Source organism: Kitasatospora sp. NPDC048286, assembly GCF_043201735.1.
In the GTDB taxonomy this organism is placed as follows: Bacteria; Actinomycetota; Actinomycetes; order Streptomycetales; family Streptomycetaceae; genus Kitasatospora.
This window is the reverse complement of the sequence record NZ_JBICZE010000016.1, coordinates 26810-46711: the sequence shown is the minus strand read 5'-3', so window position 1 is coordinate 46711 and position 19902 is coordinate 26810. Positions and strand designations below refer to the sequence as shown.

The 19902-nt window shown below is 77.0% G+C and carries 1 protein-coding gene; it reads left to right on the top strand.

Translation table 11 applies throughout. From position 1 onward, the window contains the following. Window position 1 precedes the first annotated feature (1 nt). Complete coding sequence (locus ACGF13_RS32190; RefSeq protein WP_392881995.1) at window positions 2-19852, top strand: non-ribosomal peptide synthase/polyketide synthase; 19851 nt, start codon at window positions 2-4, stop codon at window positions 19850-19852. Window positions 19853-19902: the final 50 nt, after the last annotated feature.

The following is a 19902-nucleotide window of genomic DNA, read 5'->3' as shown; positions in this document are numbered from 1 at the left end:
CATGACGACGTCGAAGCGAGACCGCGCCGCCGCCCTGCCCGCCGACCTGCGCGAGGCCCTGCGCCAACGCCTGGCCGGCCGGGCCGGCGGGGCCCAGGCGGCCGCCGAACGGGCCATCCCGCGCGCCGACCGCAGCCGTCCGCTGCCGCCCTCCTTCGTCCAGCAGCGGCTCTGGTTCCTGGACCGGCTGCGCCCCGGGGACCCGCGCTACAACAGCGCCGTCGCCCTGCGGTTCACCGGAGCACTGGACCACGCGGCGCTCGCCGCGGCGCTCACCGCCGTGGTGGCGCGCCACGAGGCGCTGCGCACCACCTTCACCGAGGCCGACGGCCGGCCCGTGCAGACCGTCCGGGCAGCCGGCCCGGTGGAGCTGCCGGTCCGGGAGCGGGCCGCGGGGGAGAGCCTCGACGACGTCCTGCTCCAGGAGTACTCCCGGCCCTTCGACCTCGCCCGAGGGCCATTGCTGCGCGCCCTGCTGGTGGCCGATTCGCCGCAGGCCCACGTGCTGCAGCTGACCGCCCACCACATCGTCACCGACGGCTGGTCGATGGGCGTCGTGCTGGACGAGCTGTGCACCGCCTACGACGCCCTGGCCCGCGGCGCCGAGCCCGCCCTGCCCGAAGTCGCCGCCCAGTACCCGGACTTCGCCGTGTGGCAGCGCGAGCAGCTCTCCGGCGACCGGCTGGAGAAGCAACTCGCCCACTGGCGGGAGAAGCTGGCCGGCGCGGTGCCGCCCGAGCTGCCGCTGGACCACCCGCGGCGCGGCGAGGAGGCCGGCCCCGGCGCCCTGCACACCTTCACCGTCCCCGCGCCGCTCACCGCCCGGCTGCGCGAACTCGCGGCCGAACGCCAGGGCACCCTCAACACCGCGCTGGTGGCCGGCACCCAGGCGCTGCTGGCCCGCTGGTCCGGGCAGGAGGACGTCACCGTCGGCACGCTGATGGCCGGCCGCACCCGCACCGAGCTGGAACGGGCCGTCGGCTGCTTCGTCAACACGGTGGTGCTGCGCACCCGGGTGGTGCCCGACGCGTCCTTCCGCGAGCTGCTCACGGCCGCCACCGAGACCGGCAACGACGCCCTCGCCCACGGCGACACGCCCTTCGAGCGGCTCGTCGAGGCGGTCGGCGCGCCCCGCGAGGCCGGCCGCAACCCGCTGTTCGACGTGCTGGTGCTGCTGCACCCCGCCCCGCCCGCCGCCGGCGACCCGCACGGACTCGCCACCGCCCCGGTCACCGTGCCCCGGCAGGCCGCCACCTTCGACCTCAGCGTCGAGTTCGTCCCCGACGGCGAGGCGCTCACCGGCGTCCTGGAGTACCGCGCCGACCTCTTCGACGCCCCCACCGCCGGCCGGATGGCCGACCAGCTGCTGCGGCTGCTGGAGGGCGCCGCCGCCGAACCGGACCGCCCGCTCGCCACCCTGCCGCTGCTCTCCGCGCGGGAGACGGAGCAGGTCACCCGGGAGTGGAGCGGCACCGCGCTGCCCGTCGAAGCCGTCGTCCTGCCGGAACTGTTCCGGCGCCGGGCCGCCGAGACCCCGCACGCCCCGGCCCTGGTCGCCGGGGAGGAGCGGCTGGACTACGCGACCCTCGACGCCCGCGCCGAACGGCTCGCCCGCCGGCTGGTCGCCCACGGCGCCGGCCCCGAACGGCTGGTCGCGCTGCGGCTGCCGCGCACCGCCGAGCTGGTGGTGGCCCTCCTCGCCGTCTGGAAGACCGGCGCCGGCTACCTCCCGCTGGACCCTGCACTGCCCGAGGAGCGCGTCCGCTACCTGCTGGAGGACGCCCGCCCGGCGCTGCTGCTGGACGAGGAGACGCTGCGCGCCCTGGCGGACACTGACATTGACACCGACGCCGGCCCGCTTCCCGAGCCCGACCTCTCCACCACCGCGTACGTGCTCTACACCTCCGGCTCCACCGGCCGCCCCAAGGGCGTCACCGTCCCGCACCGCGCCCTGGCCCACCTGCTCGCCGCCCACCGGGCCAGCTTCGTCGCCGACGCCGGCGGCGGGCCGCTGAACGTCGCGCTGACCGCTTCCTTCTCCTTCGACACCTCGCTGGAGGGCGTGCTGCTGCTGGCCGACGGCCACCCGCTGCACCTCGTCGACGAGACCACCCGGATGGACCCGGCCGCGCTGGTCGAGTACGTCGTCCGGCACCGGATCGACTTCCTCGACCTCACCCCCTCCTACCTGCGCCAGCTGCTGCCCGCCGGGCTGCTCGACGACCCCCGCCACCGCCCCCGGGTGCTGATGCTCGGCGGCGAGGCCGTCGCCCCCCGGCTCTGGCGCGAACTCGCAGCCCGCCCCGAGGTGGCCGCCTACAACTACTACGGCCCCACCGAGTGCACCGTCGACGCGCTCGCCTGCCGGATCGACGGCGGGGACCGGCCGCTGGTCGGCCGCCCGCTGCCCAACGTCCGCGCCTACGTCCTGGACGGGCGGCTCCGGCCGGTGCCGCCCGGGGTGAGCGGCGAACTCCACCTGGCCGGCGAGCAGGTCGCCCGCGGCTACGCCGGCCGCCCGGGGCTGACCGCCGCCCGCTTCCTCGCCGATCCGTACGGCCCGCCCGGCACCCGGATGTACCGCACCGGCGACCTCGCCCGCTGGACGGCCGACGGGCGCCTGGAGTACCTCGGGCGCGCCGACGACCAGGTCAAGGTGCGCGGCCACCGGATCGAGCCCGGCGAGATCGAGGCCGCCCTGCTCGACCTGCCGGAGGTCGCCGCGGCCGCCGTGGTCGCCGTCCCCGACGCCCACGGGCAGAACCGGCTGGCCGCCTACCTGGTCTTCGCCGACGGCGCCGCCCGGCCCTTCGCCGAACTGCGCGCGGCCCTGCGCCGGGTGCTGCCCGACCACCTGGTGCCGTCCTCCTTCACCGTGCTCGACGCGCTGCCGCTCGGCACCAGCGGCAAGCTGGACCGCCGCGCCCTGCCCGCCCCCGAAGCGGAAGGCCGGGAGGGGGAGTTCGTCGCCCCGCGCACCCCCGAGGAGGAGATCCTCGCCGCGATCTGGGCCGAGGTGCTCGGCGTGCCGAGGGTCGGCGTCACCGACAACTTCTTCGAACTCGGCGGCGACTCGATCCTGAGCATCCAGGCCGTCTCCCGGGCCCGCGCCGAGGGCCTGCGGATCGGCTCCCAGGACGTCTTCCGCCACCAGACCGTCGCCGACCTGGCCGCCGCGGCCCGCACCGCCGAGGCACCCGCCGCCGCGCCGCGCCGCCAGGACGGGCCCGCGCCGCTCACCCCCGTCCAGGAGTGGTTCTTCGCCGCCCACGGCCCGCTGCGGCACTTCACCATGTCGATGCTGCTCGACCTCCCGTACGACCTGGACGAACCCGCCCTGGAACGGGCCCTGACCGCGCTGGTGGCCGCCCACCCGGCGCTGCGCACCCGGTTCGCCGAAACCGGGGCCGGCCTGCGCCAGGAGCCGGTCGCGGACGCCGGAAACCTGCTCAGCCGGCTCGACCCCGGCCACGACCCCGAGGCCACCCGGCTGCGGGCCGCCGAGGCCGCCCGCGCCGAACTGGACCCGGCCACCGGCGCCCTGCTGCGCGCCGTCCTGTTCCGCGCCGCCGACGGCGCCCGCCCCCAGCTGTTCCTGACCGCCCACCACCTCGCCGTGGACAGCGTCTCCTGGCGGGTGCTGCTCGCCGACCTGGAGCAGGCCTACCGGCAGGCCGCCGCGGGCACCGCCCCCGAGCCGGAGCCCGAGCCCACCGCGTTCACCGACTGGGCCCACCGGCTCGCCGAGCTGGTCCGGGCCGGCGGCCTGGACCGGGACCTGCCGTACTGGAGGGCCGAGACCGCCGCCCCCGCCGAGCCGCTGCCCGTCGACCGGCCCGGCATCCCCACGGCCGGCTCGGTGCGCACCCTGCGCGGCCGGCTCGACCGGGCCACCACCGGGGCGCTGCTGCGCAAGGTCCCCGAGGTCTACCGCACCCAGGTCAACGACGTGCTGCTCAGCGCGCTCGGCCGGGCCCTCGCCGACTGGACCGGCACCGGGCGGGCCACCGTCGCCCTGGAGGGCCACGGCCGCGAGGACCTCTTCGACGACCTCGACCTCTCCCGCACCGTCGGCTGGTTCACCACCCAGTACCCCGTCACCCTCACCCCGGCCGGCCCCGCCGACGCCCCCGACTGGGCCGCCACCCTCAAGCAGGTCAAGGAGCGGCTGCGCGCCGTGCCCCGCCGCGGCCTCGGCTACGAGGCCCTCGCCCGGCTCGGCTCGCCCTCGGCGGGCGCCGCCGCCCTGCGGGACGTCCCGCTGCCGCAGGTCTCCTTCAACTACCACGGGCAGTGGACCGCCCCCGCGGCCGGGGACTTCGCGCCCGCCGGGCAGGCCCCCGGCCGGGACCTCGCCCCCGACGAGCCCCTGGACCACCTGCTGGACGTCTCCGCCGTGGTCGCCGACGGCGAGCTGGAACTCACCTGGCACTACAGCGAGGAGGTCCACGAGGCCGACACCGTCCGGGGCCTGGCCGAGGCCGTGCTCACCGCCCTGACCGCGATCGTCGAGCACTGCGCCGAGCCCGGCGCCGGCGGCCGCACCCCGTCCGACTTCCCGCTGGCCGGCCTCGACCAGGAGCAGCTGGACCAACTGGTCGGCGACGGCCGGGACGTGACGGACCTGCTGCCGCTCACCCCGCTCCAGGAGGGCATGCTCTTCCACCGCCTGGTCGGCGGCGAGGACGACGTCTACCTGGACCAGGCCGCCCTGCTGCTGGAGGGCGTCGCCGACCCGCAGGCCCTCGCCCTGGCCTGGCAGCGGGTCGCCGACCGGACGCCCGCACTGCGGACCTCGGTGGTCTGGGAGGGCGTCCCCGCCCCGCTCCAGGTGGTGCGCCGGGGCGTGCGACTGCCCGTCACCCACCTGGACCTGCGGGCCGCCGACCCGGCCGAACGCGCCGAACGGCTGGACCGGCTGCGCGCCGAGGACCTCGCCCTCGGCCTGGACATCGCCACCGCCCCGCTCACCCGGCTCACCCTGGTCCGGCTGCCCGAGGCCCGGCTCCAGCTGCTGTGGACCTCCCACCACCTGATCCTGGACGGCTGGAGCCTCGCCCAGGTGCTCACCGACGTGTTCGCCGAGTACGCGGCGATCACCACCGGCGGCGCGCCCGCCCCGGCGGTGCGCCGGCCCTTCGCCGACTACGTGCACTGGCTGGCCGGGCAGGACGCCGAGGCCGCCCGGGCCCACTGGCGGTCCGTCCTGGACGGCTTCGCCACCGCCACCCCGCTGCCCGCCGACCGGGTGCGGCGCGAGGCCCACCGGGCCCGCTCGGCCGGCTCCCACAGCGCCGCCCTGACCGAGCAGGCATCCGAGCGACTGGCGCGCACCGCACGGCAGTCCGGGCTGACCCTCGGCACCGTGGTGCAGGGCGCCTGGGCGCTGCTGCTGTCCCGCCACAGCGGCGAGCCTGACGTCCTGTTCGGCACCACCGTCTCCGGCCGGCCCGAGGAGCTGCCCGGCGTCGAGTCGATGATCGGCATGTTCATCAACACCCTGCCCACGAGGGTCCGGGTGGACGGCTCCCGCACCGCCGCCGACTGGCTGCGCGAACTCCAGGACGACCAGGCCGAGGCCCGCCGGCACGCGGCCGTCTCGCTCGCCGAACTCACCGGCTTCAGCGACGTCCCGTCCGGCAGCGCGCTGTTCGACAGCATCGTCGCCTTCGAGAACTACCCCTTCGACGACGCCGACGCCGCCGGCACCGGGGTGCGCCTGGCCGAGGTGTCCTCCCGGGACGCCACCAACTTCCCGCTGGTGCTGCGCGCCTACCAGGGCGGGCAGGTCGGCTTCGACCTCGCCTACGACCCCGAGCTGTTCGACGCCGCCACCGTGCGCGGCCTCGCCGAGCGGCTCTGCCTGCTGCTCACCGAGCTGGCCGCCGGCCTCGACCGCCCGCTGCGCGCCCTGGCCCGGACCACCGAGGAGGAACGGCGCCGGCTGCTGGTCGACTGGAACGGCACCGCCCAGGGCCGCCCCGAGCGCACCCTGGTCGAGCTGTTCGAGGCACAGTCCGCCCGCACCCCGGGCGCCGTGGCCGTCACCTGCGGCGCCGAGCAGCTCTCCTACGCCGAACTGGACGCCCGGGCCGACCGGCTCGCCCACCGGCTGGCCGAGTTCGGCGCCCGCCCCGAGCGGTACGTCGCCCTCGCCCTGCCCCGCAGCACCGAGCTGGTGGTGGCCGTCCTCGCCGTCCTCAAGAGCGGCGCCGCCTACCTGCCGCTGGACCCGGCCCTGCCCGCCGAACGCCGCGCCGAACTGCTGCGCGACGCCGCCCCGGTGGCCCTGGTGACCTTCGAGGAGCCGGCCGGTGTCGAGGTGCCCGTCCTCGCCCTGGCCCGCCCCGAGGTGCGCGCCGACCTCGCCCGCCGCCCGGCCGGCCCGCTCGGCGCCGAACGCCGTCCGCTGCCCGACAGCCCCGCCTACGCCATCTTCACCTCCGGCTCCACCGGCCGCCCCAAGGGCGTCGTGATACCGCACGCCAACGTCGTCCGGCTGTTCGAGCAGACCCGGGAGCAGTTCGGCTTCGGCCCCGAGGACGTCTGGACGCTCTTCCACTCCTACACCTTCGACTTCTCGGTCTGGGAGCTGTGGGGCCCGCTGCTGCACGGCGGCCGGCTCGTGGTGGTGCCCGAGGACACCGCCCGCTCCCCGGAGGACTTCCTGCGGCTGCTCGCCGACGAGCGGGTCACCGTCCTCAACCAGACCCCGTCCGCGTTCCACCAGCTGGCCCGCGCCGACGCCCAGCACCCGGACGTCTCCGCCCGGCTGGCGCTGCGCACCGTGGTCTTCGGCGGCGAGGCGCTGGACGTCACCCGGCTCACCGACTGGTACCGGCGCCACCCCGAGGACGCCCCGCGCCTGGTGAACATGTACGGCATCACCGAGACCACCGTGCACGTCACCCACACCGAACTCGACCGGGCCACCGCCGCGGCCACCGCCGGCGGCCCGGGCCCGATCGGCACCGGCATCGCCGACCTGCGGCTGTACGTGCTCGACGACGACCTGGCCCTGCTGCCCCCGGGCGCCGTCGGCGAACTGTACGTGGCGGGCGAGGGCCTGGCCCGCGGCTACCTCAACCGGCCAGGCCTCACCGCGACGCGCTTCCTCGCCGACCCGTTCGGCGCCCCCGGCAGCCGGATGTACCGCACCGGCGACCGCGCCCGCCGACAGGCCGACGGCACCCTGCGCTACCTGGGCCGCGCCGACCAGCAGGTCAAGATCCGCGGCTACCGGATCGAACCCGGCGAGATCGAGGCCGCCCTCCAGACCCACCCCGGCGTGGGCCTGGCCACCGTCGGCGTCTACCAGGACACGTCCGGCACCCGCCGGCTGGTCGCCCACGTCGTCGGCGAGGGCCAGGAGCAGCCCCCGGACGCCGCCGAGCTGCGCGCCCACCTGGAACGGCTGCTGCCCGCCTACCTGGTGCCCGCCGCGTACGTCCCGCTGGCCGCGCTGCCGCTCACCCCCAATGGCAAGCTCGACCGGCGCGCCCTGCCGCTGCCGGGACCGGACGGCTTCGCGGCCGGCCGCGAGCGCACCGCCCCCCGCACCCCCGCCGAGCGGCTGGTCGCCGAGGCCTGGACGGAGGTCCTGGACACCGGCGAGGTCGGCGCCGAGGACGACTTCTTCGCCCTCGGCGGGGACTCCATCCTCGCCGTGCGGGTCACCGCCCGGCTGCGCACCGCCTTCGGCTCCGCGGACCTCTCGCCCCGGCTGCTGTTCACCCACCCCGTGCTCGCCGACCTCGCCGCGGCGCTCGGCGAGCCGGGCCGCCCCGGCACCGCACGGACCGTCATCCCCGCCGCCGACCCGGGCGCCGAGCCGCCGCTCTCCTACGCCCAGCAGCGGCTCTGGTTCCTCGACCGCTTCGAGCCCGGCAGCACCGAGTACACCTCGCTGTCCGTACTGCGGCTGCGCGGGCCCCTCGACCGGGCCGCGCTGGGCGCCGCCCTGGACGCCCTGGTGGAGCGGCACGAGGCGCTGCGGACCGGCTACGCCGAACGGGACGGCCGGGCCCGGCAGGTGGTGCGCCCGCCGTACCCCGTCGAGCTGCCCTGCGAGGACGTCCCGCCCGCCGAGCTGGACGCCCTGCTGGAGCGGATCGCCGCCACCCCCTTCGACCTGGAGGCCGGCCCGGTGCTGCGCGCCCGCCTGGCCCGCACGGCCGCCGACGAGTACGTCCTCGCCCTGGCCGTGCACCACATCGCCACCGACGGCTGGTCGATGGGCGTGCTCGGCCGCGACCTCGGCGAGCTGTACGCCGCCGCCCTGGCGGGCCGTGTCCCGCGGCTGCCCGAACTGCCCCTGCGGTACACCGACTTCGCGGCCTGGCAGCGCACCCGCACCGCCGCCGCCGAGGCCGACCTCGACCACTGGCGCCGGGCCCTGGACGGCCTGGAGCCGCTGGAGCTGCCCACCGACCGGCCGCGCCCGGCGGTGCGCACCCGGGAGGGCGCGCTGGTCACCTTCGCGCTGCCCGCCGAGCTGACCGCCCGGCTGCGCGATCGCGGCCGGGAGGCCGACGGCACCCTCTACACCGTCCTGCTGGCCGCCTGCCAGGTGCTGCTGGCCCGCTGGTCCGGGCAGCGCGACATCGCCGTCGGCACCGTCACCTCCGGCCGCGAGCAGGGCGAACTCCACGACGTGGTCGGCATGTTCGTCAACACCCTGGTGCTGCGCGGCGACATCCGCCCCGAGCGGTCCTTCCGCGAGCTGCTGACCGCCGTCCAGGCCACCGTCCTGGACGCCCTGGCCCACCAGGAGGTGCCCTTCGAACGGCTGGTGGACGCCCTCCAGCCGGAGCGCGACACCAGCCGCACCCCGCTGTTCCAGGTGATGGTGGCCCTGCACAACCTCGGCGCCGAGGCGCCCCGGCTGCCCGGCCTGACGGTGGAACCGATCACCCCGCCGGTCCGCAACGCCACCTTCGACCTCTCCTTCGACTTCGCCGAGCACGACGGCGGCCTGACCGGCTACCTGGAGTACAGCACCGGGCTGTTCGACGCCCGGACCGCCGAGCAGCTCGCCGCCCGGCTGACCACCCTGCTGGCCGCCGTCGCCGAGGAGCCGGGGACGGCCGTCGGGGCGCTGCCGCTGATGACCGGGCAGGAGCGGCGGCAGGTGCTGCGGCAGGGGCGGGTCGAGCCGCTGCCCGGTCCTGACACCACCTTCACCGCCCTGTTCGAGGAGCAGGCCGCCCGTACCCCCGGCGCCACCGCGCTGGTCGCCCGGGACGCCACCCTGGACTACGCCGCGCTCAACGCCCGGGCCAACCGCCTCGCCCGCCACCTGGTGGCCCTCGGCGCCGGCCCGGAGCAGGTGGTCGCCGTCCGGCTGCCGCGCACCTCCGAGCTGGTGGTGGCGCTGTTCGGGGTGCTCAAGGCCGGGGCCGCCCTCCAGTTCGTCGACCCGGACCTGCCCGAGGAGCGGGCCGCCCTGCTGCTCGACGACACCCGGCCGCGCACGGTGCTGACCGAGCGGGCCCTGCGCGAGGTGCCCTGGGAGGCCCTGCCCGGCCACGACCTGACCGACGCCGAGCGGAGCACCCCGCTGCTGCCGGGGCACGCCGCCTACCTGATCCACACCTCCGGCTCCACCGGCCGCCCCAAGGGCGTGGTCGTCGAGCACCGCCAGCTGGTCAACCTCTGCCGCGACCACCGGGAGGGGATGCTCGCCCCGCACACCGCCGACGGCCGCCGGCTGAAGGTCGCCCTCAGCGCCTCCCTCTCCTTCGACACCAGCTGGGAGGGCCCGCTGCTGCTGGTGTCCGGCCAGGAACTCCACCTGATCGACGAGGACGTCCGGCTGGACCCGCAGGCCTTCTGCGCCCGGATCGTCGAACAGCGGCTCGACGTCGTCAACGTCACCCCCTCCTTCCTGCGCGAACTCACCGCCGCCGGGCTCTTCGCCCCCGCCGCGCACCACCCCCGGCTGCTGCAGCTCGGCGGCGAGGCCGTCCCCGCCGCCACCTGGCGGGAACTGTGCGCCGCGCAGGCCGAGTTCGGCATCAGCACCTACAACCTGTACGGGCCCACCGAGTGCACCGTCGACGCCGTCTACGCCCGCTGCGCCGACCACCCCGGGCGCCCGGTGATCGGCCGGCCGGGCCGGGGCGTCACCGCCTACGTGCTCGACGGCGCGCTGCGCCCGGTGCCGCCCGGCATGCCGGGGGAGCTGTACCTGGCCGGTGAGCAGCTCGCCCGCGGCTACCTGGGCCGGCCCGGACTGACCGCCACCCGCTTCCTGCCCGACCCGTACGGCCCGCCCGGCACCCGGATGTACCGCACCGGGGACCTCGCCCGCTGGGACGCATGGGGGTCCCCCCGGCCGGAGGCTGGGGGAGGACAGCTGGAGTTCCTCGGCCGCGCCGACGAGCAGGTCAAGATCCGCGGCTTCCGAATAGAGCCCGGCGAGGTGGAGGCCGCCCTGCTGACCCACCCCGACCTCGCGGACTGCGCCGTCGCCGCCCGCGACCAGGGCGGCCGGACCGTCCTGGTCGGCTACCCGGTGCCCGCCGGGGAGCGGGTGCCGCCCGCCGAGGAGCTGCGGGCCTGGCTGCGCCGCACCCTGCCCGACCACCTGGTGCCCACCGCCTTCGTCCCGCTGGCCCGCATCCCGCGCACCACCAGTGGCAAGACCGACCGGCGCGCCCTGCCCGCCCCGCCCGCCCAGCCGGACCGCACCACCCCGTACGTCGCCCCGCGCCCCGGCACCGAGGAGCTGCTCGCCGCGATCTGGGCCGAGGTGCTGGGCGTGGAGCGGGTCGGCGCCCGGGACAACTTCTTCGCCCTCGGCGGGGACTCCATCCTTAGCATCCAGATCGTCTCCCGGGCCCGCGCCGCCGGACTCGCCCTCACCACCAAGGACGTCTTCCGCTACCAGAACGTCGCCGAACTCGCCCTCTGCGTCGGCGAGTTGTCCGACCTTGCGGAGCCCGGGGAGGAGGCCGAGCCCGCCGAGGCGCCGCTCACCCCGATCCAGCACTGGTACCTCGACGGCCGCCGGCCCGGCGAGGCGCTGCGCTTCACCATGACCCAGCGCCTCGCGCTGGCCCCGGACACCGACCCGGCCGCCCTGCACCGGGCCGTGCTCGCCCTGGTGGAGCACCACCCGGCGCTGCGCACCCGCTTCCGCCACGGCGGGACCGGCTGGTACCAGGAAGTCCTCCCCGCGGGCCCGGACGGCGTCTTCACCCGCCACCGGGGCGCGGCGGAAGCCGAGGTGCAGCAGGCCGCCGAGCAGGCCCAGCGCTCCCTCGACCCGGTCGAGGGCCGGATGCTGCGCGCCCTGTACTTCGACGGCGGCGAACGGCAGCCGGGCCAACTCGTGCTGACCGTCCACCACCTGGCCGTGGACGGCGTCTCCTGGCGCATCCTGCTGGCCGACCTCGAAGCCGCCTACCGCGCCGCCCGGAGCGGCGCACCCGTCCGGCTGCCCGAGCCCGGCACCTCCTACACCCGGTGGGCCGCCCGGCTGGAGCGGCACACCCGCTCCGGCGCCCTGGACGCCGACACCGCCTACTGGACCCGCACCGGCGAGGCCCCGGCCGAACTGCCCGCCGGGCGTCCCGGCCCCAACACCCACGGCACCGCCGCCACCCTCACCGTCACCCTGGACGAGGAGACCACCGAGGCCCTGCTGCGCCGCGTCCCGGAGGTCTACCGGACCCAGGTCAACGACGTCCTGCTCAGCGCGCTGGGCCGCACCCTGGCCCGCTGGTGCGGCCGCGGCTCCCTGCTGATCGGCGTCGAGGGCCACGGCCGCGAGGACCTCTTCGCCGACCAGGACCTCTCCCGGACGGTCGGCTGGTTCACCGCCGAGTTCCCGCTCGCCCTGCGCGTCGACCCCGCGGCCGGCTGGCACGACACCGTGCGCTCGGTCAAGGAGCAGCTGCGCGCCGTCCCGCTGCGCGGACTCAGCCACGGCGCCCTGCGCCACCTCCGCCCGTCCGCCCTGCCGGCCGACGCCGCCGCGCCGCAGTTCGGCTTCAACTACCACGGCCAGTGGGACACCCGCGGCGGCGCCGACGGGCTGCTGCGCGGCTCGCTGCCCCCGGCCGGGCGGGACACCGACCCCGACGAGCCCCGCCCCTACCTGCTGGACGTCATCGGCGCGGTCCAGGACGGCCGGCTCGAACTGGGCTGGACCTACCCCGCCGCGGTGTACGAGGAGTCCACCGTCCGCGCCCTCGCCGAGCAGACCCTGCACGCCCTGCGCGAACTGGCCGAGCACTGCGCCGCCCCGGGCGCCGGCGGCCGCACCCCGTCCGACTTCCCGCTGGCCGGCCTCGACCAGGCCGCGCTGGACCACCTGGTCGGCGACGGCCGCGAGGCCGAGGACGTGCTGCCGCTCACCCCGCTGCAGTCCGGCATGCTCTTCCACGGCCTGGTCGACGAGGACGGCGCCTACGTGGACCGGATCGCCGTCCGGCTGGCCGGCGTCGCCGACCCGGCGGCCTTCGCCGAGGCCTGGCAGCTGGTCGCCGACCGCACCCCGGCGCTGCGCACCGCCGTGCACTGGCGCGGCCTGCCGCACCCCGTCCAGCTGGTCGCGCGCCGCGCCGCCCTGCCCGTCCGTCACCTGGACTGGCGCGGCCTGACGTCCGAGCGGCGCGCCGCCGCGACCGAGCGGCTGCTCGCCGAGGAGCGGGCCGCCGGGCTGGACCTCGGCATCGCGCCGCTCACCAGGCTGGCCCTGGCCGCGCTGCCCGGCGACGAGGTGCTGCTGCTCTGGTCCACCCACCACGTGATCCTGGACGGCTGGAGCACCGGGCAGCTGCTCACCGAGGTGTGCGAGGAGTACGCCGCGCTGACCGGCGGACCGCAGGCCCCCCGCCCGGTCCGCCGCCCCTTCGCGGACTTCCTCGGCTGGCTGCGCGAGCAGGACGGGCGGGCCGCCGAGGAGCACTGGAGCGCGGCCCTGGAAGGGTTCACCGAACGGACCGCGCTGCCCTACGACCGCCGGCCCGCCGGGGCCCACCGGGCCCGCGCCACCGCCGCCGTCCACCGCGAACTCGACGAGGCGCTCTCCGCCCGGCTGCGGGAGAACGCCGCGGCCGCCGGACTGACCGTCAACACCCTGGTCGAGGGCGCCTGGGCGCTGCTGCTGGCCCGCTACGGCGGCACCGGGGACGTCGTCTTCGGCACCACCGTCTCCGGCCGGCCGGCCGAACTGCCCGGTGTCGAGACGATGATCGGCCTGTTCATCAACACCGTGCCGGCCCGCGTCCAGCTGCCGACCGGCAGCGTGCGGAACTGGCTGCGGGACCTCCAGGACCGGCAGAGCGACGGCCGCCGCCACGACCACCTGGCCCTGCCCCGGATCCAGGGCCTGAGCGAACTGCCCGCCGGGGAGGCGCTGTTCGACAGCATGCTGGTGTTCGAGAACTACCCCGTCGACGAGTCCGCCGCGGACCGCACCGGCGTCCGGGTGGTCGAGGTGCGCGCCGACGACGCCACCACCTTCCCCTGGTGCCTGCGCGCCCACCTCAGCGGACAGCTCGCCTTCGACCTGGCGTACGACCCCGCGCTGTTCGACGAGAGCACCGCCCGGGACGCCGCCGACCGCCTCGCCCTGCTGCTGACCGCCCTCGCCGACGGCCTGGACGGCGACCTCGCCGCGCTCGACCCGCTCACGGCGGCCGACCGCGCCCTGCTCGCCTCCTGGCACACCACCGCCCGCCCGCCGGCGCCGGACAGCCCGCTGCGGATCTTCGCCGAGCAGGTCCGCCGCACCCCCGACGCCCCCGCCGTGCGCGACGGCGAGCGGGAACTGACGTACCGCGCACTGGAGGACTGGTCCGACCGGCTGGCCGCCCGGCTGCTCGCCGACGGCCTGGCCCCCGAGGGCCGGGTGGCGCTGGCGATGGACCGCGGCGCCGAACTCGTCGTCGCCGAGCTGGCCGTCCTCAAGGCGGGCGGCGCCTACCTGCCCGTCGACCTGCGCGCCCCCGAGGAGCGCCGCCGCGCCCTGCTCGACCGGGCCGGCGCGGACCTGCTGCTGACCGCCGAGCAGGTCGCCGCCGTACGGGAAGGCGCCGCCGTCCAGGCGCTGCCACCGGCCGACCCCGACCGGCTGGCGTACGTGATGTACACCTCCGGCTCCACCGGCGAGCCCAAGGCCGTCGCCGTCCGCCACCGCGACGTGGCCTCGCTCGCCACCGACAGCCGCTTCGCCGACGGCAGCTGCGCCCGGGTGCTGCTGCACTCGCCGGTCGCCTTCGACGCCGCCACCTTCGAGGTGTGGGCGCCGCTGCTGAACGGCGGCTGCGTCCTCGTCGCCCCCCGGGGGCCGGTGGACGCCACGCTGCTGCGCCGGCTCGCCGGGCCGGACGGGCCGTCCGCGATCTGGCTCACCGCCGGGCTGTTCCGGCTGCTCGCCCAGGACGCGCCGGACTGCTTCAGCGGCCTGCGAGCGCTGTGGACCGGCGGGGACATGGTGCCCGCCGCCGCCGTGCGCCGCGTCCTCGCCGCCTGCCCCGGGCTGACCGTGGTGGACGGCTACGGCCCCACCGAGACCACCACCTTCGCCACCGCCCACGCCCTGTCGGACGCCGCCGCGGTGCCCGACACCGTCCCGATCGGCCGCCCGCTGGACGACCGGCGGGCGCACGTCCTGGACCGGCGGCTGCGGCCCGTCCCGCCGGGCTGCGCGGGCGAGCTGTACCTGGCCGGCGAGGGCGTGGCCCGCGGCTACCTGGGCCGCCCCGGCGCGACCGCCGCCCGCTTCCTCGCCGACCCCTCCGGCCCGCCCGGCGCCCGGATGTACCGCACCGGGGACCTCGCCCGCCGCCGCGCCGACGGCACCGTCGAGTTCCTCGGCCGCGCCGACGACCAGGTGAAGATCCGCGGCTTCCGGGTCGAGCCCGCCGAGGTGGAGGCCGCCCTGGCTGCTCACCCGCTGGTCTCCGACGTCGCCGTGGTCGTCCGCGAGGACCGGCCCGGCGCCCGCCGGCTGGTCGCCTACCCGGTCGGCGCCGCCGACCCCGAGGAGCTGCGGGCCTTCGCCGCCCGCACCCTGCCCGACTACCTCGTCCCGGCTGCCTTCGTCCCGCTGGCCGCCCTCCCGCTGAGCCGCAACGGCAAGGTCGACCGGGCCGCCCTCCCGGCGCCGGAACCCGGCGGCGAGCGCCGCTCCCGCACCGAACCGCGCACCGCGGCCGAACACCGCACCACCGAGGTGTTCGCCGAGGTCCTCGGCATCCGCCCGCCCGGCGTCGACGAGGACTTCTTCGCCCTGGGCGGCGACTCCATCCTCAGCATCCGGCTCGCCGCCCGCCTCGCCGAGGCCTTCGGTACCGACCTCGGCCCCCGCGCGGTCTTCGACCACCCCACCTCGGAAGGCCTGGCCCGGCTGCTCACCTCCGAGCCGGGCACCCCGGCCCGCCCGCCGGTGCTCCCGGTCGCCCGCGCCGGCGCCGCCCCGATGTCCTACGCCCAGCAACGCCTCTGGTTCCTGGAGGAGTTCGCGCCCGGCGGCGCCGAGTACGTCACCGCGCTCGCGCTGCGGCTGCGCGGCACCCTGGACACCGAGGCCCTCGGCGCGGCCCTCGGCGCCCTGGCGGCCCGGCACGAGTCGCTGCGCACCACCTTCGACAGCGTCGACGGCCACGGCGTCCAGCTCGTCCACCCGCCGCAGGACGTCCCGCTGCCGCTCCACGACCTCGCCGAACTGCCGTACAGGGAAAGGGAGGAGGCCCTGCGCGAGCTGCTCGCCGCCGAACGCGCCCGCCCCTTCGACCTGCGCCGCGGACCGCTGGTACGGCCCGCCCTGGCCCGGCTCGCCGACGGCGAGCACGTGCTCGCGCTGACCCTGCACCACATCGTCACCGACGGCTGGTCCACCGCGGTGCTGCTCACCGACCTCGCCCACCTCTACCGCGCCGAACTCGACTCCACGCAAGGCCCGTTGGCGCCGCTTCCGGTGCAGTACGCCGACTACGCGCACTGGCAGCGCACCGCCGGCGCCCCCGCCGAGCAGCAACTCGACTACTGGAGGCGGCAACTGGACGGCGTCGCCCCGCTGCGGCTGCCCACCGACCGGCCCCGGCCCGCGGTGCGCACCAGCAACGGCGCCACCGCCCGGCTGGAACTGCCCGCCGACACCGCCCGCCGGCTGGCCGAGGTCGGCCGCGAGCGCGGCACCACCCTGTTCACCACCCTGGTCGCCGCCGCCCAGGCCTACCTGGCCCGGCTCGCCGGGGACACCGACATCGCCGTCGGCACCGTCACCTCCGGCCGCGACCGCCCCGAGGTCCAGAGCCTCGTCGGGTTCTTCGTCAACACCCTGGTGCTGCGCTCCCGGGTCGAGCCCGGGCAGCCCTTCGACGCGCTGCTCGGCGAGGTCCGGCAGACCGTCCTGGACGCCCTCGCCCACCAGGACGTGCCCTTCGAGAAGGTCGTCGACGAGGTCCAGCCGGTGCGCGACACCAGCCGCAGCCCGCTCTTCCAGGTCCTCGTGGTGCTCCAGAACGCCCCGTCCGCCGCGCTCGACCTGCCCGGCCTGGACGTGGGCGACGTCGAGACCGACAACACCCGCACGGCCTTCGACCTGGTGGTGGAGTTCGCCGAGGCCGACAGCGGAGCGCTGCACGGCCTGCTCACCTACAACACCGACCTGTTCGACCCGGCCACCGTCGAGCGGATGGCCGGCCAGCTCGCCACCCTGATGACCGCCGTCGCCCAGGACCCGGCCCGCGCCGTCGGCGCGCTGCCGCTGGCCGGCCCGGACGCGCCGCCCGTCGAGCCGACCGGCACCTTCCGCCCGGTGCCCGAGGCGACCCTGCCCGAACTCTTCCAGCGGCAGGCCGCCGCCACCCCCGACGCACCGGCCCTGCTCGACGGCGAACGGGAGCTGAGCTACGCCGAACTGGACCGGGCCGCCAACCGGCTGGCCCACCGGCTCATCGGGCGCGGCGTCGGGCCCGAGCGGCTGGTCGCCCTCGCGCTGCCCCGCTCGGCCGCCATGGTCGTCGCCCAGCTCGCCGTCGCCAAGGCCGGCGGCGCCTTCCTCCCCGTCGACCCGGACTACCCGGCGCCCCGGCGGGAGTTCATGGTCCGCGACGCCGGCACCCACCTGCTGCTCGACGACCCGGCCGAGGTGTGGGCCGCCGACGGGCCGGACACCGCGCCCACCGACGCCGACCGCACCACCGCCCTCACCCCCGCCCACCCGGCCTACACCATCTACACCTCCGGCTCCACCGGCACCCCCAAGGGCGTCCTGGTCACCCACGCCGGCCTCGCCGTCTTCGCGGCCGCCGCCGCCGAGCAGTACGCCGTCGGCCCCGGCGACCGGGTGCTCCAGTTCGCCTCGCCCAGCTTCGACGCCTCCGTGCTGGAACTGTGCATCGCCCTGCTCACCGGGGCCGCCCTGGTCACCGGGGAGGAGGGGCCGCTGGTCGGCGAACGGCTCGCCGAGGTGCTGGTCGCCCGCCGGATCAGCCACACCCTGATCCCCCCGGCGGCCCTGGCCACCCTGGAACCGGAGACCGCCGCCGCCCTGCCCGGGCTGCGCACCCTGGTGGTCGGCGCCGAGGCCTGCCCGGCCGACCTCGTCGACACCTGGGCCCCCGGCCGACGGATGATCAACTCCTACGGCCCCACCGAGGCCACCGTCGTCGCCAGCTGGACCGACCCGCTCGCCCCCGGCGGCGGCAGCCCCGCGATCGGCCGCCCCAGCGGCGCCACCCGCGCGTACGTCCTGGACACCGCCCTGCGGCCGGTGCCGCCCGGCATCACCGGCGAGCTCTACCTGGCCGGCCCCGGCCTCGCCCGCGGCTACCTCGGCCGGCCCGGCCTCACCGCCGCCCGCTTCCTGCCCGACCCGTACGGCGCGCCCGGCACCCGGATGTACCGCACCGGCGACCTCGCCCGCCGCGACGCCGACGGCCAACTCCGGTTCGCCGGACGCGCCGACGAGCAGATCAAACTGCGCGGCTTCCGGATCGAACCGGGCGAGATCGAGAGTGCTCTGCGCCGCAGTCCCCTGGTGCGCGACGCCGTCGTCACCGTCCGCCCCGACGGCCCGGGCGGCGGCCGGCTGGTCGGCTACGTCGTCCCGGCCGACGCCACCGCCGGCGCCCCCGCCCTCGAACTGCGCCTCCACCTCGCCGAGTCACTGCCCCCGCACCTCGTCCCCGCGGCCTTCGTCCCGCTGGAGCGCCTCCCGCTCACCCCCAACGGCAAGCTCGACCGGCGGGCCCTGCCCGACCCCGGGCCCGCCCACGCCACCGCCGGCGGCCCGGGCCGGGCGCCGGAGACCGACCTCGAACGCCGGATCGCCCGGATCTGGGCCGACGTCCTCGGCCTCGACGAGGTCGGCGCCGACGACAACTTCTTCCTGCTCGGCGGCGACTCCATCCTCAGCATGCAGGTGGTGTCCCGGCTGCGCCGCGACGGCCTCCACCTGGCCACCCGGGACCTGTTCAGCCACCAGACCGTGGCCCGGCTCGCCACCGTCGTCACCGCCGTCACCGAACGCGCCGACGACGGCCCGGTGACCGGCGACGTGCCGCTCACCCCCATCCAGGAGTGGTTCCTGACCACCCCGCGCGCCGCCCACCACCACTTCAACCAGTCCACCCTGCTCGAACTCGCCGCCGACCCCGACCCGCAGGCGCTGCGCGCCGCCCTCGACGCCCTGCTGGAACACCACGACGCGCTGCGCATGCGCTACACCCACGACGAGGCCGGCTGGCACCAGTTCAACCCGCCGCCCGCCCCCGCCGACGGTCTCCTGGCCCACCACGACCTGACCGGGCAGGACACCGACGCCGCCGACGCGGCCATGGCCGAGGCCGCCGACGAACTCCACGCCGGCTTCGACCTCGCCGGCGGCCCGCTGCTGCGCGCCGCCCTGTTCACCGGCCACCCCGACCACCCGGCGCTGCTGCTCCTGGTCGCCCACCACCTCGTCGTCGACGCCGTCTCCTGGCGGGTGCTGCGCGACGACCTGGAGAGCGCCCACCGGCAGGCCGTCCGCGGCGAGAAGATCGGCCTCGGGGAGCGCGGCACCTCCTTCCGGGACTGGGCGCACCGGCTCTCCGCCCACGTCGCCGAGGGCGGCCTGGACCACGAACTCCCGTACTGGGAGGAGGCGGTGACCGCCCGGACGGACCTGCCCGGAGGCGCCGGCGGTGACGACTCCGAGAGGGGCGCGGTCACCGTCGAACTCGACGAGGCGGACACCGAGGCGCTGCTGCGCGCCGCCCCCGCCGCCTACCGCACCCGGGTCAACGACGTGCTGCTCGCGGCCCTCGCCCTCGCCCTGGCCCGCTGGAGCGGCCGGGAGCGGATCGCCCTGGACCTGGAGGGGCACGGCCGGGAGGACCTGCTGGAGGGCGTCGACCTGTCCCGTACGGTCGGCTGGTTCACCACCGTCCACCCCGTCACCTTCCACGTCCCCGACCCCGCCGACCTCGGCCCGGACCGCGACTGGCGCGCCCTGGTGAAGTCCGTGCGCCGGCAACTGCGCGCGGTGCCCGGCAACGGCCTGGGCTTCGGCGCCCTGCGCACCTTCGGCGGCCCCGAGGTCCGCGAGCGCCTCGCCGCCGGCGGGCACGGCCAGGTGGTCTTCAACTACCTCGGCCAGTGGGACGCCCGGCCCGAGACCGCCGACGACGGCCTGGTCCGCGCCGAACTCGGCTCCTTCGGCCGGGACCACGACCCCCGGGACGGCGGCTCCCACCCGCTGGAGGTGGTCGGCGCGGCCCAGCACGGACGCCTCGCCTTCACCTGGCACCACCGGCCCGCCGCCCACGACACCGCGGCCGTCCGCCGGGCGGCCGAGGACTTCGCCGCCGCCCTGCGGCAGATCGCCCGGCACGCCCGGGAAGGACGGTGACCACGCCACCACCCACCCGCACCGACCCCGCACCGACCCCGTGACGACCG